Below are 18490 nucleotides of genomic sequence, written 5' to 3'. Positions count from 1 at the left end.
CAACGTTGGCCGCACACAAAACGGCGTCGTAGCCCGGATAAGCGCAGCGCATCCGGGAAGCAGCCGACAGTGTCGTTTCCCCGGATGCGCCTTTGGCTTATCCGGGCTACGTGCAACATTGCGCCAAAAAAAAACGGCCCCAGCGGGGCCGTGAAGCGAAGCAACAACGCAGTATTTCAGACAAAGATCACCAAGGCCGCCATGGCGCCATGCGCACCCATCACCAGGCTTTGCTCGATGTCGGCGGTGCGCGAGCTGCCGCTGATGAAGGCGCCGAAGCCGTGCTCGTCGATACGGATGCGGCTGTAGGCGTCGAGCATGGTGTCGACGATGGCATCGCGCGGCACCACCAAAACTAGCTTCTGGGTGAGGAAGTAGATCGAGCGCCAGTCGTTGCCGGCGTGGCTTACCCACACCGCGGCGTTTTCCGCCACCGCCAGCTGGCCCGGCACGATGGCGATGTCTACGTCCTGCCAATCGTGCGGGTTGGCCGCCTGTTCAGTGCCTTCCGCAGTGAGATCGATCAGGCGGCCGTGTTGCGGCCAACGTTGCCGCACCGCATCCAGCACGCTCTGGCCGTCGGCCAGGGTAATGGCTTCGCCGCCCAGGTTGCGGATCAGCCCGGCAAAGGCTGCCAGCTTGTCGTCGTAGCGGATGAAGGGTACGGCGTGGATGTCGGGCAGGGCGGGGCCTTGCGGGCGGTTCTGCTTCAGCTTGGCCAGTATCTGTTCGCGGCTGCTCATGCTTTTTTCTCCTGGCGCGCGCGCCACATGTCCTTGAAGCTCTGTGCCGGCATCTCCGGCAGCTCGCGCCCGGCGCGACTCCAGGCGCTGCCGGCAGTCAGTGCCTGCGGCACGATGGGCACCACCTTGCGCATCAGTTTGCCGCCGGCATCCATCAGCGTAGGGTGCTGCGTGAGGAAGCGCATCGCCAGCAGTCCCATCTTCTTGGCCGGCTTCAGCGTGCCGGCATCGAAGGCGCGCTTGCGCTGCAGGATCAGCTGCTCGTGCAGGTTGATCTTCACCGGGCAGACATTGCTGCATGAGCCACAAGTGGTACAGGCGAAGGCCATGCTGCCGTGTTTTTTGATGTCGCGGCTGGGGCCCAGGGTGGAGCCGATCGGGCCGGGGATGATGTAGCTGTAGCTGTGGCCGGAGGAGCGGCGATACACCGGGCAGGTGTTCATGCAGGCGCCGCAGCGGATGCAGCGCAGGCTCTGGTAGAAGTCGTCGTTGCCGAGGATGTCGCTGCGGCCGTTGTCCACAATCACGATGTGCATCTGCCCGCCGGGGCGCGCACGGTGGAAGTGCGAGGTGTAGGTGGTGACCGGCGAGCCAATGGCGGAGCGCGCCAGTAGGCGGGTGAACACGCCCAGGTGTTCCAGCTTGGGGATGATCTTCTCCAGCCCCATGCTGGCGATGTGAATGGGTGGCAGCGCGGTGCCGAGGTCGGCATTACCTTCGTTGGTGCACACCACCACGCCACCGGTTTCGGCAATGGCGAAGTTCACCCCGGTCAGGCCGGCATCGGCGGTAAGGAAATGTTCGCGCAGGTTGGCGCGTGCGGCGTGAGTGAGGTAGGTCGGATCGTTGTTGCCGGCCTCGGTGCCCAGCTCGCGGTGGAATAGCTCGGAAATCTGTTCCTTTTTCAGGTGGATGGCCGGCATCACGATGTGGCTGGGCGCTTCGTGGCGCAGCTGCACGATGCGCTCGCCAAGATCGGTGTCGATCACCTCAATGCCATGTTGCTCCAGGTAGGGGTTGAGCCCGCATTCCTCGGTGAGCATGGATTTGGACTTCACCAGCTTTTTAACGTTGGCCGCAGCCAGGATGGCGTGCACGATGCGGTTGTGCTCGGCAGCATCGGCGGCCCAGTGCACGGTCACGCCATTGCGCTCGGCATTGGCCTGGAATTCGGCGAGGTAGTCGTCCAGCCGCGACAAGGTGTGCGCCTTGATCTGCTGCGCCAGCGCGCGCAGCTGTTCCCACTCCGGCAGCTGCTGCGCCTGGGCGTCGCGTTTCTGCCGTACCCACCAGATGGCGCTGTCGTGCCAGCGCGCGCGCTCGCGGTCGGCCAGGAATTCGGCGGCGGCATCCGGGTGCTTGATGTTGTCGTCCTTCATGCCGCACCTCCGCGCCCGGTGAGGATTTCCACGATGTGCAGCGGGCGGATGGGTCGGCACTTGTTGCGGATGATGCCGCCCATGTGCATCAGGCAGGACGGGTCGGCGCCAACGATGAACTCGGCGCCGGTGGCTTCGTGCTGTGCCACACGGTCTTCGCCCATCGCCACCGATACTTCCGGCTCATCCACGCTGAAGGTGCCGCCAAAGCCACAGCATTCGTCGCGGCGCTCCGGCAGGAGTACTTCCACGCCGTCCACCAGCTGCAGGATGCGCTCCAGTCGCGAGTGGTAGGGAATCATCAGCTCGGACGGGGCGGCGTGCTGCAGCTCGCGCAGGCCATGGCAGCTCTGGTGGATGGACACCGCATGCGGGAAGTACACCGGCTTGGGCAGCTGTTCCACCTTGAGGATGTCCTGCAGGAATTCGATGATCTCGTACACCCGCGGCTGCAGCGCGCGGTAGGCGGCGTTGTCGGCGATGTACCAGCTGTAGTGGTGCTTGACGTAGGAGGTGCAGCTGCCGGAGGGCGACACCACGTAGTCGTAGTGCTTGAACAGCTCGGTAAAGCGGCTGGCGGCCTCGCAGGCGCCGCGGCTGTCGCCGTTGTTGCTCAGGGGTTGGCCGCAGCAGGTCTGCGCCAGCGGATAGTCGACCTCGATGCCGTAGCCCTCCAGCAGCTCGGCGGTGGCCATGGCGACATGCGGGTACAGCTCGTTGACGAAACAGGGAATGAACAGCGCGACTTTCATGGCGATTGGGAGTCTCCGATGCTTGCCCGTGGCGGGCTGGGGCCATGCTGTGGATTAAAGCCGCTGGCGGCGGGACTGCCAATGCGGACTTACCCTTGTTTATGCCGGCAGCGATGGCGACAGGCGTGAAAAAGCCGGGCTGGCCCCGGCTGTGGTGTTGGTAGTAAGCGGCGTTTTACACCGGGTCGACGTGTGTCATCACATCCAGCACCGGATAGGCTGCCATTACCCGCTGGCGGGCCTCCACCGCAATATCGTGGCCCTGGCGCACGGTCAGCTCGGCATCCAGTTCCAGATGCACGTCCACCAGAATCATGTCGCCCATGCGGCGGGTGCGCAGATCATGCAGCCCCAGCACGCCCGGCGTTTCCAGTACTAGCTGGCGGATGCCGCTGACGCTGTCTTCATCGGCGGAGCGGTCCATCAGGTCGCCCAGGGCTTCCCAGGCAAAGCCCCAGCCGGTCTTGCCGATCATGAAGCCCACCAGCAGTGCCGCCACCGGGTCCAGCCACGGGTAGCCCAGCAGGTTGCCACCGATACCCAGCGCCACCACCAGCGAGGAGGCGGCGTCGGCACGGGCGTGCCAGGCGTTGGCCACCAGCATGCTGGAGCGCACTTTCTCGGCAATGGCCAGCATGTAACGGAACAGCGCTTCCTTGCTGAGCAGGGTGATTACCGCCACTACCAGGGCGATAGGGTGCACGCTAGTCATTGGCGTGTTGCCGGCAAACTTGCTCGCCGCGGTCCATAGCATGCCGGCACCGGCGGCGAGCAGCAGCACGCCCAGAATCAGCGAGGCGGCGGTTTCGTAACGATGGTGACCGTAGTGGTGGTCGTCGTCGGCTTCCTTGCGGCTGTGATGGCCGGCCAGCATGGCCACGAAATCCGCCAGCAGGTCGGACAGCGAGTGCATGGCATCGGCCACCAGTGCCTGCGAGCCGGCAAACAGGCCCACCACTGCCTGTACCACGGTCAGCAGCAGGTTGAGTGCAACGCTCACCCACAAACTACGGCGGGCGGCAATATGTTCACGGGCATCAGTATGTTCGTGATCTGGCAGAGTGGGGATCAGGCTCATGGCATCGAAGGGAAAAATGGCTTGGTGGCATTCTAGTGGCGGAAACTTAAGGCGGCATGAATATTGACTCGGCTTATTCCGAATCATTGTCCTCGTCGTCGTCCAGCGGTGGCAGTTTGTCCAGCAGCGTGCCCAGCAGACTCTGGCTCAACCAGGGCGGCACCCCCTGCAATTCCCAGCCAGCCTGGTGGCCGCACATGGCGATGCCTCGCAGCAGGCGGTGAAAGCTGGCCCGGCTGAGCTTGAGATTGAGCGTGCTATCGCCGATCACGAAGCCGATGCTGGCGTAATCCTTGCCGGCCTTGGCATCCAGCCCGGTACACAGCCGGATGCCGCTATCGCTGGCGCGTGCCGGCGCCTTGCTGCTGTACTGCAGCGGGCTGCCGCCAGCGCTGTCCGGCAGATCCTCGCCATCCATCGCCATCTGGTGTTCCAGCGCAATGCGCTCTTCCTGGCTGCCGGTACCCGGCACCCCTTCGCCCGGTACCTGCGAGGCAAAGATGCCGGCAATGTCATGCACGATGGCCTGCGCCAGGCGCCGGGTCAGCCATAATTTGTGCTCGCCGGGTCTGATCACCACCAGGATGCGGTCTTCGGCTTCAAAGTAGCTAAAAGATGTGCTCATGACTGGATGGTAAGCGAGCCACCGGCATGCGCAAAGCCTGGTCGCAGCGCATAATGCCGGCATGAATACCTTACATCCCTATGCCGCGCTGACGCCGGACCTGATCCTGGATGCGGTGGAAAGCCTGGGCCTGCGCTGCGATGGCCATCTGTTGGCGCTGAACAGCTACGAAAACCGTGTCTACCAGGTGGGTATGGACGATGGCGCGCCGCTGGTAGCCAAGTTCTATCGCCCGCAGCGCTGGAGCGATGCACAGATCCTGGAAGAGCATCGTTTCGCCGCCGAGCTGCTGGCAGCGGAGATTCCGGTGGTGGCGCCGCTGGCCTTCGATGGTGAAACCTTGCTGCACTGGCAGGGCTATCGCTTCGCGCTGTTTCCGCGCCGCGGCGGCCGCGCGCCGGAGCTGGAAGACCCGCAGGTACTGCAGTGGCTGGGGCGCTTTCTTGGTCGCATCCACCTGGTGGGGGCAGCGGATGATTTCAGCCTGCGGCCAACCCTGGACAGCCAAAGTTTCGGTTACCAGGCGCTGGCGCGCATCCTGGCCTGCCCGCAACTGCCGGCGCACCTGGCTCCCAGGCTGGAGGCCGTGGCGCGCGAAGTGCTGCAGCAGGTGGACGCTGCCTTCGCCACGCTGCCTGACCTGCGCTGGCTGCGCAGCCACGGCGATTGCCATGCCGGTAACGTGATGTGGACGCCGGACGGACCGCATTTTGTCGATCTGGACGACAGCCGCATGGCGCCAGCGGTACAGGACCTGTGGATGCTGCTGTCCGGCGAGCGCCAGCTGCAGGCGGCGCAGCTGGCCGAACTACTGGCCGGTTACGAGGATTTTGCCGAGTTCGACTACCGCGAGCTGCGCCTGATCGAGCCCCTGCGCACGCTGCGGCTGCTGCACTACAGCGCCTGGTTGGCCGCACGCTGGGAAGATCCGGCCTTTCCGGCGGCGTTTCCGTGGTTTGGCAGCGAGCACTACTGGCTGGCACGCATTGCCGAGCTGCAGGGCCAGGCCGAAGCCATGCGCGAGCCGCCGCTGTTTGCCATGCCGTGATGACGGCATGCATACAGTTGCCGGCGAAATTTGCCATGCGGCTGTATCCGGCCGGCCATGTGCCATTTGCGCGTGGTGCATAGCAATAACCGCTATAAAAATCGGGCGCGAACGCCTTGCCAGCCGGGGCGGTCTCGGGCCAGAATCGTTGTCCGACATCCAAACCCGATCTGAAGAAAACAAACATGGCACTTATCGTACAAAAGTACGGCGGTACCTCGATGGGCTCCCCGGAGCGCATCAAGAACGTGGCCCGCCGTGTCGCCAAATGGAAAGCCCAGGGACATCAAGTGGTGGTTGTCGTGTCCGCGATGAGCGGCGAGACCAACCGCCTGATTGCCCTGGCCAAGGAAATCCAGGAATACCCGGACCCGCGCGAGCTGGACGTGATCATGTCCACCGGCGAACAAGTCACCATCGGCCTGCTGGCCATGGCGTTGAAGGAAATCGGCGTGCCGGCCAAGAGCTACTGTGGCTGGCAGGTGCGTGTCACCACCGACAACTCCCATACCAAGGCCCGTATCCAGTCCATCGACGACGCTGCCATGCGCGCCGACCTGGGCGAAGGCCGCGTGGTAGTGGTAGCCGGTTTCCAGGGTATCGATGAAGACGGCAGCATCACCACTCTGGGCCGTGGCGGCTCCGATACCTCCGCCGTGGCCATGGCCGCCGCGCTGGGTGCCGACGAATGCCAGATCTACACCGACGTTGACGGCGTCTACACCACCGACCCGCGCGTGGTGCCGGAAGCCCGCCGCCTGAAGACCATCACTTTCGAAGAGATGATCGAGATGGCCAGCCTGGGCTCCAAGGTGCTGCAGATCCGCTCGGTGGAGTTCGCCGGCAAATACAAGGTACGCCTGCGCGTGCTCTCCAGTTTCGAAGACGAGGGCGAAGGCACACTGATTACGTTTGAGGAAGATGAGAATATGGAAAAGGCCGTTGTTGCCGGTATCGCGTTTGATCGTAACGAAGCTCGCATCAATGTGAAGGGCGTGCCGGACAAGCCGGGCATCGCCTACCAGATCCTGGGCCCGATCGCCGATGCCAATATCGAAGTGGACATGATCATCCAGAACGTGGGTGAGAACGGCACCACCGACTTCTCCTTCACCGTGCCGCGCGGCGAGTTCCAGCGCACCCTGGCGATCCTGCGCGACGTGCAGACCCATATCGGCGCCGGCAAGATCGATGCCGATGACAAGGTTGCCAAGGTATCCATCGTTGGCGTGGGCATGCGTTCGCACTGCGGCATCGCTTCCACCATGTTCCGCACCCTGGCCGAAGAAGGCATCAATATCCAGATGATCTCCACTTCCGAGATCAAGGTATCGGTGCTGATCGACGAGAAGTACCTGGAACTGGCAGTACGCGTACTGCACAAGGCCTTTGGCCTGGACCAGGCGCAGGCATAAATTCTGCAAGCAAGGCTTGACAGAGGGCGCTATGTTAATTAATATGGCGTTCTCTTGACGGAGAAATGGCCGAGAGGTCGAAGGCACTTCCCTGCTAAGGAAGCATACGGGCTTAAACCTGTATCGAGGGTTCGAATCCCTCTTTCTCCGCCAGAACCGCGCACCCGTAGCTCAGTTGGATAGAGTATTTGGCTACGAACCAAAGGGTCGGGCGTTCGAATCGCTCCGGGTGCGCCACCCAGTCCCCATCGTCTAGAGGCCTAGGACACCGCCCTTTCACGGCGATAACCGGGGTTCGAATCCCCGTGGGGACGCCAGAATCAAGCAAAAAAGCCACCGCAAGGTGGCTTTTTTGTTTTGTTTCTCCAGAATGTCTGGCTTGCCCGCTGCCGGCGGTGAGCGCATTCTCGCACGCCGGGCGGTATTTCTTGGTGGCAGGGGAATTTCTGGCCGTGGCGGGGCTCGGATAATCTTGCCCGCTGCCTTGCCGGCGGCACGGCTTGCCGTGCTTACAAGGAGAATCCATGAACCGACTGCTTCCCGCTTTTGTCCTGCTGGCCGTGCCAGCGCTGGCCCAGGCTGCCACACTGGATGGCGCCAGCCTCAGCCTGGCCTGGGGTTTGCCGTTTGCCGGCATCCTGCTATCCATCGCGCTGTTCCCGATCTTTGCCCCGGGTGTGTGGCATCACCATTTCGGCAAGATCACCGCCGGCTGGACGGCACTGTTCCTGCTGCCGTTCGCCGTCAGCTTTGGCGCCGGTACCTCCGCCGCGCTGGTGGTGCATGCGCTGCTGGCCGAGTTCATCCCCTTCGTGGTGCTGCTGTTCGCGCTGTATACCGTGTCTGGCGGCATCCTGGTATGGGGCAATCTGCATGGTTCGCCGGCGCTGAACACCGGGCTGCTGGCACTGGGTACACTGCTGGCGTCCGTCATGGGTACCACCGGCGCGGCCATGCTGCTGATCCGCCCGCTGCTCAAGGCCAATGACAATCGCCGCCACAATGTGCACGTGGTGGTGTTCTTCATCTTTCTGGTGGCCAATATCGGCGGCGGTCTGACGCCGCTGGGCGATCCGCCGCTATTCCTCGGCTTCCTGAAAGGCGTGGATTTCTTCTGGACGCTCAAGGCAATGGCGCTGCCGGTGCTGCTGCTGGTGTCGGTGTTGCTGGCACTGTTCTACGCGCTGGACAGCCATTACTTCCGCAAGGAGGGCGTGCTGCCGCGCGACCGTACCCCGGATTCGGCAGTGAAGCTGTATGGCTTGCGCAATGTGCCGCTGCTGCTGGCCATCATCGGCGCGGTGCTGCTGTCCGGCTTCTGGCAGCCGGGCATCAGTTTCGATGTACTGGGCACACCGGTGGCATTGCAGAATCTGGTACGTGATGGCCTGCTGCTGCTGATTGCCGCCGTGTCCTTGCGCATCACCCCGGCGCAGGTGCGTGCCGGTAACGAGTTCAATTGGGCGCCGATGCTGGAAGTGGGCAAGCTGTTTGCCGGTATCTTCATTACCATCGCACCGGTGATCGCCATCCTGCAGGCCGGCCAGCAAGGCCAGCTGGCATCGCTGGTACGGCTGGTAACCGGCAGCGATGGCACGCCGGTCAACGGCATGTATTTCTGGATGACCGGCCTGTTGTCGGCGTTCCTGGACAATGCGCCCACCTATCTGGTGTTCTTCAACCTGGCCTCTGGCGACGCGGCACAGCTGATGGGGCCGCAGGCCGGTACGCTGCTGGCCATTTCCATGGGGGCGGTGTTCATGGGGGCGCTGAGCTATATCGGCAATGCACCCAACTTCATGGTAAAGGCCATTGCCGAGCAACGCGGTATCGCCATGCCCAGCTTCTTTGGCTACCTGCTGTGGTCGAGCAGCATCCTGCTGCCGCTGTTCCTGCTGCTGGGGTGGATGTTTTTCTGAGCCAGCGGTAGGGCGGAAGCCCGGTATTACCGGGCTTCCGCCGTGATGGGACGATGGCGGATCGCCCCTGCCGGGGCATCCGCCCTACCCGAGAGCATGGCCGCATGCGGCCAACTGTGCCGCTTTGCGGTATCCTTGCCGCTTTCCCGAATTTCTCGCGCTCTACCATCATGCATATCCACATTCTCGGTATCTGCGGCACCTTCATGGGCGGTATCGCCGCCATCGCAAAGGCTGCTGGCCACAAGGTCACTGGCTGCGACGCCAACGTCTACCCGCCGATGAGCACCCAGCTGGAAGCCATGGGCATCGAGCTGATGCAGGGCTTCGGTGCCGAGCAGGCGGATATCGGTGCCGATGTGTTCGTGATCGGCAACGTGGTGACGCGCGGCAAGCCGCTGATGGAAGAGATCATGAATCGCGGCCTGCCGTATATCTCCGGCCCGCAGTGGCTGGCCGAGAATGTGCTGCACGACAAATGGGTGCTGGCGGTGGCCGGCACTCACGGCAAGACCACCACCAGCTCGATGCTGGCGTGGATCCTGCAGGATGCCGGCCTGGAACCGGGCTTCCTGATCGGCGGTATTCCGGAAAACTTCGGCATCTCCGCGCGCCTGCCGGGCGCGCCGCGCCAGGATGCGGCCAGCGTGAGCCCGTTCTTCGTGATCGAGGCCGACGAGTACGACACAGCCTTCTTCGACAAGCGCAGCAAGTTCGTGCACTACCACCCGCGCACCGCGGTGCTGAACAACCTGGAGTTCGACCACGCCGATATCTTCGCCGACCTGGCGGCCATTGAAACCCAGTTCCACCACCTGGTGCGCACCGTGCCGGGCAATGGTCTGGTAGTGAGCAACGGCCGCGAGGCCAGCCTGCAGCGCGTACTGGAGCGTGGCTGCTGGACGCCGGTAGAACAGTTCGGCAGCGATGCCGGCTGGCAGGCCGGCGCGGCGGATGCCGATGGCAGCTTTGATGTGCTGCTGCATGGCGAGCGGCTTGGCCGCGTGGTGTGGGACGTGCCGGGCGAGCATAACCGCCTCAACGCCGTGGCGGCCATTGCCGCCGCGCGCCATGTCGGCATCACGCCGGCGGTGGCCATCGATGCGCTGTCGCGCTTCAAGAGCGTGAAGCGGCGCATGGAAGTGAAGGGCAGTGTGCGCGGCGTCACCGTGTACGACGACTTTGCCCACCATCCCACTGCCATCACCACCACCATAGCCGGCCTGCGCCACAAGGTTGGCCGCAAGCAGCGCATCCTGGCGGTGCTGGAGCCGCGCTCCAACACCATGAAGCTGGGCACCATGAAGGCGGCGCTGCCCGAATCGCTGGCCGATGGCGACGTGGTGTTCTGCTACGGCGCGCCCAACCTGGGTTGGAGCGTGGCCGAGGCGCTGGCACCGCTGGGCGCCAAGGCGCAGTGCTTCGACGATATCGACGCGCTGGTGGCCGCCATCGTGGCTGAGGCGCGCGAGGGCGACCAGGTGCTGGTGATGAGCAATGGCGGCTTCGGCGGCATTCACGGCAAGCTGCTGAGCGCGCTGGCGGCTTGATGGCGGATCGCCCCGACGGGGCATCCGCCCTACGGAAACAACAATGCCCGGCAAAGCCGGGCATTGTTGTTTTACCGCTGCCATTCTGTCCCCGGATGCGCCTTCGGCTTATCCGGGCTACGAACTGGCTACGGATTGTCGCCGCGCGCGCTTTCCACCCGATTGCGGCCGCTGCGCTTGGCGCGGTACATGGCGTGGTCGGCTTCCTTCAGCAGGTTGGACAGCTGGTCGCCGCATAGCTGGCGTTCGGCCACACCGGCGGAGAAGGTCACCAGCAGCAGGTGCTCGTCCACCTGCTGCGGCTGTGCTGCCAGGCTGTCGCGCACCTTGTCCAGCAGCGCATGCGCCTCCAGCAGGGTGAAGCCGGGCAGGGCGATGGCGAACTCCTCGCCGCCCAGGCGGCCGAACAGTGCGACATCCGGCAGCAGGCTCATGATGGTGTTGGCACTCTGGCGCAGCACACTATCGCCTACCGCATGGCCGTAGTGGTCGTTGATGGATTTGAAACGGTCCACGTCCAGTACTGCCACCGCGAACGGCTGCTGGTCGCGGCGCGCCAGTTCCAGTGCCTTGCCGGCGTTGCTCAGGAAATGGCGGCGGTTGGCGATGCCGGTCAGATCGTCGCGGGTAGCGCGCTGGTACAGCTCGTGCTGGGTGGACTGCAGCTGCACCAGGGTGCGCTCGGTGGTCTGTTTTTCCTGCTCCAGCCGTTGCGCGTGCAACAGGCGCTCGGTGATGTCGACAAAGCTCAGCACGATGGCGCGTCGTTCGCGGAACAGCAGCGGGCGCATCGACAGCACGCTCCACAGCCGTTCACCGCTGCGGGTGACCAATTCCACTTCGCGCTCGTTTACCAGCTGCTGCTCTTTCAGCTGCTGCCGCAGCTGGCGATAGTGCTGCGGCTCGGCGAACAGCTGCTCGATATCGTGGCGGAACAGTGCCTGGCGCTGGTAGCCCAGCATGCGCAGCGCGGCTTCGTTGGCGGTGAGCAGGGTTTGCTGCTCGGCATCCAGCATCAGCACGCCCACCTGTACGGTATCGATCAGCGTTTGCTGGTCGCGTTGTTCATCCACCAGCTTCTGCAGCCGTTCGCGCAGGCTGTTGTTGGTGAGGGTGAGCAGATGGGTGGCCTGGGTGACTTCCTGGCTATGACGAATGGCATAGCCCAGCTTGCGGTTGACGCGCACGATCAGCAACAGTAGCAGCAGGCTGAGCAGGCTGGCGGCGGCGACCAGGAACAGGGTGAACAGCAGGAAGGGGCGCAGGTCCTGTTGCGGGGTGAATTGCACCGAGAGTGCGCCGGGGATGCTGTTCAGGTCACGACTTTCGCTGCGGGTGTGCAGCAGCACGCTGTCGTCGCTGGCCGGATGTCGCCCTGCCAGCTGATTGCCCTGTGCATCCAGCAGCGCAAAGTGCGGGTGTGGCATCAGCAGCTCCTCGTCCAGCAGGGCGCTGAGCGAGACAAAGCCGCTGAGCAGGCGGCCACAATCCGGCTGTTCGTCGGGGCAGGCCAGCATGCTGAGCTGCAGGCGGTCCGGCATGTCGCTGGTGCTGGCGGGCAACAGCAGCAGCTTGCCGGCGGGCGGGTGCTGCGACAGCAGCTGCTGCATGGTATCGCGCGCCGTGGCGCTCAGCGCCTGCGGCGAGCCCAGCGGCTGGCTTAGCTGCTCGTGTTCCAGCATCCACAGCTGGCCATTCTCCAGCGGGTACAGGGAGACTGCCTGGCGTGCCAGGCCGCTGTCTCCCTGACCGAACAGCTGCAACTCGCGCTGCAGGGTGGAGAGCCGGCTGTCCACGGCGCGGGTGGCCTGGGCCAGCCAGGTCTGCTGGCGTAGCGACAGGCGCTGCTGCAGGCTGCTGGCGCGTTCGTGCACCACTTCGGCTACCAGCCACCACAGCAGCAGCAGGAACAGCGCGGTGAGCAGGCTATCCAGCCAGCGCAGGCGGCTGTCACGTTGTTCGATCAGCGGCGCGCTACCCGGATTCATCGGCGTTTACCTACTTGCTGACGATGGCCGCGAAATACCCAGCGTTCCCAGTTCTGCTGCATAGCCTCGCCCAGCGCGGGCCACTGGGCCAGCAGGACATGGCCGGCATCCTGCGGCTGACAGCTGCGGATGACTACCGGCAGGTGCAGGCTCAGGGCGGAGTCCAGGCCGGGCTGCAGGCTAAGCAGCCACTGGCTGCCTGCCGGCAGAGCATCCTGCTGATGCCAGGCCAGGCTTTCCAACCCGATGCGGCAGTTGCACAGCCGCAGGCCCTGCGGCGGGTGGGCGCGCAGCGCCAGCTCCAGCGACAGATCCAGTTTGGCTTCCAGCCGCTGCAGTTGCGGCGAGTTGTCGGCACTGTCGGCCGGGGTGGCGAGAATGGCCAGCGCCAGCCGCGTTTCCAGCAGCGCGCGCGCGGTTTCCTGCGCATCGCACTGATGCAGGGCGATGGGAAGTTGGGCGTCGAAGCTGGCGGTATCGAGCTGGGGCAGGTTCACGTTGGCCGCTTACAGGAACAGTTTGCAGATACCATCCAGGCCGCTGACGTTCAGCCGGTAGGCCGCCTGGGCGCGCACCACCGGCTTGGCATGGGCGGCCACGCCCACGCCGGCTTCGGCCAGCATCCTGAGATCGTTGGCGCCATCGCCCACCGCGATCACCTGATCCGGGCGCAGGCCCAGCTCATCGCGCTTGGCGATCAGCAGCCGGCGCTTGGCTTCGCCGTCCACGATATCGCCCAGTACGCGACCGGTAAGCTTGCCGTCCACTACCTCCAGCTGGTTGGCTGCAGTGTAGTCGAGGTTCAGCTCGGCTTTCAGGCGTTCGGTGAAGTAGGTGAAGCCGCCGGAAACCAGCATGAACCTGACGCCATGCTCGCGGCAGGCGGCCAGCAGTTCACGGGCGCCAGGCATCAGTTGCAGGCGTTCATCGTACACGCGCTGCAGCGCGGATTCCGGCAGGCCGGCCAGCAGCGCCACGCGTTCGCGCAGCGACTGGGTGAAATCCAGCTCGCCGCGCATCGAGCGCTCGGTAATGGCGGCCACCTGCGGCTTGAGGCCCTGCATGTCGGCGATTTCGTCGATGCATTCGATGGTGATCAGCGTGGAATCCATGTCGGATACCAGCAGGCCGAAATCGGAGAAGCGACGTTCGCCATCGACAAAGTTGGCATCCACACCCAGCGCCTCTGCGCGCTCCAGCACCACCTCGCGCCGCGCCGGGTTGCAGCCGCTAACGCGGGCGACGCCGTGTTGAATGGCGGGAACGTTGGCCGCACCAGCCAGGATGGACAGCTCGGTTACGCTGGTGGGGTCGAGCTGGGGGGACTGCAGGACGAGAATCTGGTTGGCGCTCATGGCGTGGCGAATCGATAGGGTTGAATGAAGACTGCCGGCGATTATGCCATGCGTTGCGCCAGCGGGTGCTGCCGCATCCAAACGGCGGTTTGTGTTTGACCGCCAGCGCCCCGCGTGCAGCGCCTGCTCAGCGGATATTCACCACCTTGTGGGTCTGCACCGACAGCCGCCACTCGGGGTGCGCCATGCACCAGGCAATCGCCTCGCGGGTGTTCTGGCGCTGCTGCGGGCTGTCCATCGGCTGCAGGTAGTAGTGCTCGAAGGCCAGGTCCGCCGGCAGTTCCGACGGCAGCAGGGTGGGCTGCGGGTAGACCAGCTTCAGCTCGTTGCCGCTACGCTGCACCCAGTCGGCGCCGGCCTTGGGGCTGACACAGATCCAGTCGATGCTGGCCGGGGCTGGCAGGCTGCCATTGGTTTCCACCGCCACTTCGAAGCCCACCGCATGCATGGCGTCCACCAGCGCGGTATCCAGTTGCAGCAGCGGCTCGCCGCCGGTGAACACCACGTAGGGTTGGCCACCGGCGCCCTGCCATTCGGCGGCGATGCGTGCGGCCAACTCGCTGGCGGTGGGGAACTTGCCGCCATCGTCACCGGTGCCGACAAAATCGGTATCGCAGAACTGGCAGATGGCCTTGCTGCGGTCTTCCTCGCGGCCGGACCACAGATTGCAGCCGCTGAAGCGGCAGAACACCGCCGCACGGCCGGCCTGGCGGCCTTCGCCCTGCAGGGTGTAGAAGATTTCCTTTACCGTGTACATGCGTGCGCTCCTCAACGGCCGAACAGCAGCGGCCAGCGCATGTCGCCATGCCAGCTCAGCGATACCCCGTGCTGCGGGGTGTTCATCAGGTCGATGCGCGCCAGTTCCGGCACGCGTGGCTTGAGCTGGCCGTGAATCCACTCCACCACGCTGGCGGTGTCGTGGCCCTGGATACCTGGGAGCTGGTCCAGCGGGTTGTGGTCCAGCTGGCGGTAGATCGGCTTGAAGCGTTCCTTCACATCGCCGAAGTCCAGCACCCAGCCCATCACCTGGTCGAGCTTGCCTTGCAGCATCAGGCGGATCAGGTAGCTGTGGCCGGTGTACATGCCTTCGTCGTTGAATGGCACCGCGCTTTCAAAGTGCTGTTCCTTCCAGATGCGGAAGTTCTGGCCGTCGAACTGGCTGCCGGCTGTGTGCGTCTCGCGCACCTCCACCCAGGCCAGGCCGGCCAGTGCCGGCTGCAGCTGCTGGTACAGCCAGGCCGCCATCACCTCGCTGGTGGGGTTTTCCAGGCCGGGGATGTCGTTCAGGTAGCGGTGGTTCAGCCGCGCGAACAGCGGCGGCCAGGCCTTGAGCAGGATGTCGTTCACGCTGGCCTTGTCGGCAGCGGCGACGATGCGCACGCCAAAGCCGTGGCCGTGCAGGCGGCCACATTTGTGGCCCGGCGGCACGTGCGGTAGCTGATGGGCAGCCTCGAAGCGGGTGTCCAGGTAGACATAGCCACGGCCGTCCTCGTCCAGCAGCACGCCGCGGTCCGGCGCGCTGGCCAGGTGCAGGTCTACCGGCAGGCTGCATTGCGCGGCCAGATGCTGTGCCAGCGCCAGGTCGTCGCAGTGTTCCAGTTTGTGGTTCAGATGGCAGTAATCGAGTGCGGCGGCAGCATGCTGCAGCTCGGTGGCCAGGGTGAGCTGGCCCGGCACGGCATTGGCGCGTGCCAGCACGCGGAAGCTGTGGCCATGCTCGCCGATGCCGGGCAGGGTGCGTGCGGCCTCGAAGCCGGCGGCGGCCAGCTGATTGTGGCTGTTCATGCTCAGGCTCCCTGGCTGCGCAGCAGCAGCGGATCGATCACGCCGGCTTCGTCGAAGCCCTTGGCGCGCAGCTCGCAGGAGGCGCAGTGGCCGCAGGGCGGCACTTCGCCGTTGTAACAGGTGTGGCTCCAGGCCAGCGCCTCCATGGCGCCTACCTGCTGCGCCAGGTGCACGGTCTCGGCCTTGCTCATGAACATCAGCGGCGTGTGCAGGGTGACACGGCTGTCCATGCCCAGGCGCAGTGCCAGCTCCAGTGCCTTCAGCGTGTTTTCGCGGCAATCCGGGTAGCCGGAGTAGTCGGTCTGCGCTACGCCGGTCACCACGTGCTCGATGCCGCGGGTATAGGCAAAGGCGGCGGCGAAGCTCAAGAACACCAGGTTACGGCCCGGCACGAAGGTGTTGGGCAGCGCGCTGTCGTCGTCGGCGCGGGCGCCGGCTTCCGGGGCGATGGCGTCGTCGGTGAGCGCATTACCGCCGATGGCGGCAAAGGTGTCGATGGGCAGCACGGTCTGGCGCACGCCAGCCATGGCGGCCACCTTGCGCGCGGCATCCAGCTCTACGCGGTGGCGCTGGCCGTAATCAAAGGTAACGGCCTCGACGTTGGCCGCGCCGAATTCGCGCAGCGCCCAGTACAGGCAGGTAGTGGAGTCCTGGCCGCCAGAAAGGACAACCAGGGCTTTACGGGTATGGTTTGGCATGATTCCGTCGAATAACAGTCGAGTGGAAAAGGTGCGCACACGGGATCGGTCTCACCCGGCGCGGCGAACCGGGCATTTTACCGCACTATAGCCTTGAGTTGACGGGGTTTTTTGTGGGGTGGCCAAGCTTGTGTGTCGATATCGTCTTGCCAGCCAAGCCGCTACCAAGCATGCGGCCAACGTTGTGTAGCGCCAGCGGGTAGCCCGGATAAGCCGCAGGCGCATCCGGGGTGTGGCGGCCTGTGGATGGGGTTCCCCGGATGCGCTGCGCTTATCCGGGCTACGGGGGCTTGCGCAGTAACGGCGGAACGCCCTGCGGGCTTCCGCCCTACATGTGTTACCACCCCGCCAGGCAGTTCAGCGCAGCCGGTTCGATGTCGAAGCGCACCGGCGTGCTGCCGTACAGCTCGCCGTCCAGCTCCAGCGCGCATTCCGCGGCCACGCCGGCCACCGTCAGCGAGCGGCCGCGCAGGTATTGGATGCGAGGGTCGTCCAGCCGCCGCGCCTGGCGCAGTTGCGGTAGCAGGCGCAGAAAATCCAGGCTGCCGGCATTGCGGATCAGCACCACGTCCAGCAGGCCGTCGTCGCAGCGCGCCTCCGGGGCGATGCCGAGGCCGCTGCCGAAGTAGCGGCCGTTGGCGGCGGATACGCAGGTGAAGGCGCCATCGATCTGCTCGCCATCCAGCGTCAGCCGCATGGCTTGCGGCTGCCACGCCAGCAGCGCCGCGCCCACCGCGCTGTAGAACGCCAGGCTGGCCGGCAGCCGGGATGGCATGCGCTTCACCCGGCGCACGATGTCGCTGCTGATGCCGATGGAGCCGATGTTGTTGCACCAGTTCACGCGGCCGTCGGCATGGCTGACGCGGATCAGGTCCAGCGGGCGCAGCCGGTTGGCCGCAATCATGCCCAGCAGCCGTGGCAGGCTGTCGCCGCTTTGCAGGCTGCGGGCGAAATCGTTGCCGGTGCCGGTGGGCAGCACGCCCAGCACCACCTGGCGGCGCAGCTCGTCCGGCGCCTGCATCAGCCCGTTCACCACTTCATGCACGGTGCCGTCGCCGCCGACGGCAATCACCCAGCGCGCGCCGGACTGTACCGCTTCGCGCGCAAGGCGGGTGGCGCTGTCGGCCGAGGTGGTGAGCAGTACGTCGATATCGAAGCTGCCGGCCAGTGGCGCCAGTTGTTGCTCGCTCAGGCCATGCGGGTTATGGCGGCCATGAACGATGAACACGATGCGGGGCAGGAGAGTCATGATGGTGGCGCGTGGTGGCGATGCCGGCATTATGCAGTGCCGCTGCCGGCTGGCAATACTGGCCGCCGGGAGCGCCGCTTGCGGCCAACCTTGGCGCCTCGGTTACAATGCCCGGTCCCCATTCCTTTCATGCCCGCCGCATGCTGATCCTCAATCAACGCCAGAAAGACCTGCTCGCCTGGGTAAAACGCGAGGGTTACGTGTCGGTGGACCGGCTGGCCGCGCAGTTCCAGGTCACCACCCAGACCATACGTCGCGACATCACCCTGCTGGCGGAGCACCGCCTGCTGCAGCGCTATCACGGTGGCGCCAGCGTGCTGTCCAGCGTGGAAAACGTGGCCTACGACGCACGCCAGGTGCTGATGGCGGACGAAAAGCGCCGCATCGCGCAGGCGCTGGCGGCGGAGATTCCGGACAACGCCTCGCTGTTCATCAACCTGGGCACCACCACCGAGGAGGTGGCGCGGGCGCTGGCGCAGCATCGCGGCCTGCGGGTGATCACCAACAATTTCCACATTGCCAACCTGATGTGCGACTACCCGGACTGCGAAGTGCTGGTGGCCGGCGGCAGCCTGCGCAAGCGCGATCGCGGTCTTACCGGCGAGGCTACGGTGCAGTTCATCCGCCAGTTCAAGGTGGACTACGCCATCATCGGCATTTCCAGCATCGAGGCCGACGGCACGCTGCGCGATTTCGACTACCGCGAGGTACAGACCAGCCAGGCCATCATGCAGCAATCGCGGCAGGTGTGGCTGGCGGCGGATCATTCCAAGTTCGACCGTCCGGCCATGGTGGAGCTGGGCCACCTGACGCAGGTGGATGCGCTGTTCACCGACCGGCTGCCCAGCATGCCGATGCAGGAAGTGCTGGCGCAGGCCGGTACCCGGCTGGTGGTGGCGGGCTGAA

General features: G+C 64.9%; 17 protein-coding genes and 3 tRNA genes. 8 read left to right on the top strand and 12 right to left on the bottom strand.

The window, feature by feature from the left end:
• Nucleotides 1–176: 176 nt before the first annotated feature.
• From ACFOKJ_RS12470 to ACFOKJ_RS12450, 5 genes are all read right to left on the bottom strand, one after another.
• A complete protein-coding gene (locus ACFOKJ_RS12470; RefSeq protein WP_390280064.1) occupies nucleotides 177–743 on the bottom strand; it encodes a LutC/YkgG family protein in 567 nt (188 codons plus the stop codon).
• Nucleotides 740–2122, bottom strand: a complete 1383-nt coding sequence (locus tag ACFOKJ_RS12465) for a lactate utilization protein B (RefSeq protein ID WP_390280062.1) — start codon at nucleotides 2120–2122, stop codon at nucleotides 740–742. The genes ACFOKJ_RS12470 and ACFOKJ_RS12465 overlap by 4 nt, the downstream gene beginning before the upstream one ends.
• Nucleotides 2119–2874, bottom strand: a complete 756-nt coding sequence (locus ACFOKJ_RS12460; protein ID WP_390280060.1) for a (Fe-S)-binding protein — start codon at nucleotides 2872–2874, stop codon at nucleotides 2119–2121. Before ACFOKJ_RS12460 ends, ACFOKJ_RS12465 begins: the two co-directional genes overlap by 4 nt.
• A gap of 175 nt (nucleotides 2875–3049) precedes the next feature.
• On the bottom strand, nucleotides 3050–3952 hold the full coding sequence (locus ACFOKJ_RS12455) for a cation diffusion facilitator family transporter (RefSeq protein ID WP_390280058.1): 903 nt from the start codon (nucleotides 3950–3952) through the stop codon (nucleotides 3050–3052).
• Between the two features lie 73 nt (nucleotides 3953–4025).
• Nucleotides 4026–4577 carry a hypothetical protein gene (locus ACFOKJ_RS12450; protein WP_390280056.1) on the bottom strand — a complete coding sequence of 184 codons (552 nt, stop codon included), beginning with the start codon at nucleotides 4575–4577 and terminating at the stop codon, nucleotides 4026–4028.
• 61 nt (nucleotides 4578–4638) lie between these two features.
• Between ACFOKJ_RS12450 and ACFOKJ_RS12445 the strand changes: the two genes are divergently transcribed.
• The 7 genes from ACFOKJ_RS12445 to mpl all read left to right on the top strand — a co-directional run bounded on the left by ACFOKJ_RS12445 (nucleotide 4639) and on the right by mpl (nucleotide 10509).
• On the top strand, nucleotides 4639–5625 hold the full coding sequence (locus ACFOKJ_RS12445) for a serine/threonine protein kinase (protein WP_390280053.1): 987 nt from the start codon (nucleotides 4639–4641) through the stop codon (nucleotides 5623–5625).
• 185 nt (nucleotides 5626–5810) lie between these two features.
• A complete protein-coding gene (locus tag ACFOKJ_RS12440) occupies nucleotides 5811–7040 on the top strand; it encodes an aspartate kinase (protein ID WP_390280049.1) in 1230 nt (409 codons plus the stop codon).
• A 59-nt stretch (nucleotides 7041–7099) separates the two neighbouring features.
• Nucleotides 7100–7193 (top strand) — tRNA-Ser (locus ACFOKJ_RS12435).
• 7 nt (nucleotides 7194–7200) lie between these two features.
• Nucleotides 7201–7277, top strand: a tRNA-Arg gene (locus ACFOKJ_RS12430).
• Between the two features lie 4 nt (nucleotides 7278–7281).
• Nucleotides 7282–7357 (top strand) — tRNA-Glu (locus ACFOKJ_RS12425).
• A gap of 207 nt (nucleotides 7358–7564) precedes the next feature.
• Entirely contained in the window at nucleotides 7565–8959 is a 1395-nt protein-coding gene (locus ACFOKJ_RS12420; protein WP_390280046.1) for a sodium:proton antiporter, read from the top strand.
• Nucleotides 8960–9129: 170 nt separating this feature from the next.
• Nucleotides 9130–10509 (top strand): UDP-N-acetylmuramate:L-alanyl-gamma-D-glutamyl-meso-diaminopimelate ligase, encoded by a 1380-nt coding sequence (gene mpl, locus ACFOKJ_RS12415; protein WP_390280044.1) that lies wholly within the window; start codon nucleotides 9130–9132, stop codon nucleotides 10507–10509.
• A 128-nt stretch (nucleotides 10510–10637) separates the two neighbouring features.
• Here the strand turns inward: mpl and ACFOKJ_RS12410 are convergent, their stop codons facing one another.
• The 7 genes from ACFOKJ_RS12410 to ACFOKJ_RS12375 all read right to left on the bottom strand — a co-directional run bounded on the left by ACFOKJ_RS12410 (nucleotide 10638) and on the right by ACFOKJ_RS12375 (nucleotide 17584).
• The gene (locus tag ACFOKJ_RS12410; RefSeq protein WP_390280042.1) at nucleotides 10638–12497 is read right to left on the bottom strand and encodes a GGDEF domain-containing protein; all 1860 of its coding nucleotides are present in this window, start codon (nucleotides 12495–12497) and stop codon (nucleotides 10638–10640) included.
• A complete protein-coding gene (locus tag ACFOKJ_RS12405; protein WP_390280040.1) occupies nucleotides 12494–12994 on the bottom strand; it encodes a PilZ domain-containing protein in 501 nt (166 codons plus the stop codon). Before ACFOKJ_RS12405 ends, ACFOKJ_RS12410 begins: the two co-directional genes overlap by 4 nt.
• A gap of 9 nt (nucleotides 12995–13003) precedes the next feature.
• Nucleotides 13004–13852 carry a phosphoserine phosphatase SerB gene (serB, locus tag ACFOKJ_RS12400; RefSeq protein WP_390280038.1) on the bottom strand — a complete coding sequence of 283 codons (849 nt, stop codon included), beginning with the start codon at nucleotides 13850–13852 and terminating at the stop codon, nucleotides 13004–13006.
• A 127-nt stretch (nucleotides 13853–13979) separates the two neighbouring features.
• Nucleotides 13980–14609 (bottom strand): 7-carboxy-7-deazaguanine synthase, encoded by a 630-nt coding sequence (gene queE, locus ACFOKJ_RS12395; protein ID WP_390280036.1) that lies wholly within the window; start codon nucleotides 14607–14609, stop codon nucleotides 13980–13982.
• Nucleotides 14610–14620: 11 nt separating this feature from the next.
• Complete coding sequence (locus ACFOKJ_RS17040; protein WP_449369341.1) at nucleotides 14621–15637, bottom strand: 6-pyruvoyl trahydropterin synthase family protein; 1017 nt, start codon at nucleotides 15635–15637, stop codon at nucleotides 14621–14623.
• A gap of 2 nt (nucleotides 15638–15639) precedes the next feature.
• Nucleotides 15640–16335 carry a 7-cyano-7-deazaguanine synthase QueC gene (queC, locus tag ACFOKJ_RS12380; RefSeq protein WP_390280034.1) on the bottom strand — a complete coding sequence of 232 codons (696 nt, stop codon included), beginning with the start codon at nucleotides 16333–16335 and terminating at the stop codon, nucleotides 15640–15642.
• 337 nt (nucleotides 16336–16672) lie between these two features.
• Nucleotides 16673–17584, bottom strand: coding sequence for a diacylglycerol/lipid kinase family protein (locus ACFOKJ_RS12375; protein WP_390280032.1), 912 nt, complete (start codon nucleotides 17582–17584; stop codon nucleotides 16673–16675).
• A gap of 140 nt (nucleotides 17585–17724) precedes the next feature.
• On the opposite strand from ACFOKJ_RS12375, the gene ACFOKJ_RS12370 reads away from it, so the two are divergent.
• Complete coding sequence (locus ACFOKJ_RS12370) at nucleotides 17725–18489, top strand: DeoR/GlpR family DNA-binding transcription regulator (RefSeq protein ID WP_449369340.1); 765 nt, start codon at nucleotides 17725–17727, stop codon at nucleotides 18487–18489.
• The last annotated feature ends 1 nt before the right edge of the window (nucleotide 18490 follow it).

This window comes from Vogesella amnigena (genome assembly GCF_042648905.1).
Taxonomy (GTDB): Bacteria; Pseudomonadota; Gammaproteobacteria; order Burkholderiales; family Chromobacteriaceae; genus Vogesella; species Vogesella amnigena.
This window is presented reverse-complemented; position numbering and strand designations above follow the sequence as displayed.

What these genes read in the sequence shown, in the direction of transcription:
- ACFOKJ_RS12470 (WP_390280064.1), bottom strand. Translation starts at nt 743, where the DNA reads ATGAGCAGCCGCGAACAGATACTGGCCAAGCTGAAGCAGAACCGCCCG.
- ACFOKJ_RS12465 (WP_390280062.1), bottom strand. Translation starts at nt 2,122, where the DNA reads ATGAAGGACGACAACATCAAGCACCCGGATGCCGCCGCCGAATTCCTG.
- ACFOKJ_RS12460 (WP_390280060.1), bottom strand. Translation starts at nt 2,874, where the DNA reads ATGAAAGTCGCGCTGTTCATTCCCTGTTTCGTCAACGAGCTGTACCCG.
- ACFOKJ_RS12455 (WP_390280058.1), bottom strand. Translation starts at nt 3,952, where the DNA reads ATGAGCCTGATCCCCACTCTGCCAGATCACGAACATACTGATGCCCGT.
- ACFOKJ_RS12450 (WP_390280056.1), bottom strand. Translation starts at nt 4,577, where the DNA reads ATGAGCACATCTTTTAGCTACTTTGAAGCCGAAGACCGCATCCTGGTG.
- ACFOKJ_RS12445 (WP_390280053.1), top strand. Translation starts at nt 4,639, where the DNA reads ATGAATACCTTACATCCCTATGCCGCGCTGACGCCGGACCTGATCCTG.
- ACFOKJ_RS12440 (WP_390280049.1), top strand. Translation starts at nt 5,811, where the DNA reads ATGGCACTTATCGTACAAAAGTACGGCGGTACCTCGATGGGCTCCCCG.
- ACFOKJ_RS12420 (WP_390280046.1), top strand. Translation starts at nt 7,565, where the DNA reads ATGAACCGACTGCTTCCCGCTTTTGTCCTGCTGGCCGTGCCAGCGCTG.
- mpl (WP_390280044.1), top strand. Translation starts at nt 9,130, where the DNA reads ATGCATATCCACATTCTCGGTATCTGCGGCACCTTCATGGGCGGTATC.
- ACFOKJ_RS12410 (WP_390280042.1), bottom strand. Translation starts at nt 12,497, where the DNA reads ATGAATCCGGGTAGCGCGCCGCTGATCGAACAACGTGACAGCCGCCTG.
- serB (WP_390280038.1), bottom strand. Translation starts at nt 13,852, where the DNA reads ATGAGCGCCAACCAGATTCTCGTCCTGCAGTCCCCCCAGCTCGACCCC.
- queE (WP_390280036.1), bottom strand. Translation starts at nt 14,609, where the DNA reads ATGTACACGGTAAAGGAAATCTTCTACACCCTGCAGGGCGAAGGCCGC.
- ACFOKJ_RS17040 (WP_449369341.1), bottom strand. Translation starts at nt 15,637, where the DNA reads ATGAACAGCCACAATCAGCTGGCCGCCGCCGGCTTCGAGGCCGCACGC.
- queC (WP_390280034.1), bottom strand. Translation starts at nt 16,335, where the DNA reads ATGCCAAACCATACCCGTAAAGCCCTGGTTGTCCTTTCTGGCGGCCAG.
- ACFOKJ_RS12375 (WP_390280032.1), bottom strand. Translation starts at nt 17,584, where the DNA reads ATGACTCTCCTGCCCCGCATCGTGTTCATCGTTCATGGCCGCCATAAC.
- ACFOKJ_RS12370 (WP_449369340.1), top strand. Translation starts at nt 17,725, where the DNA reads ATGCTGATCCTCAATCAACGCCAGAAAGACCTGCTCGCCTGGGTAAAA.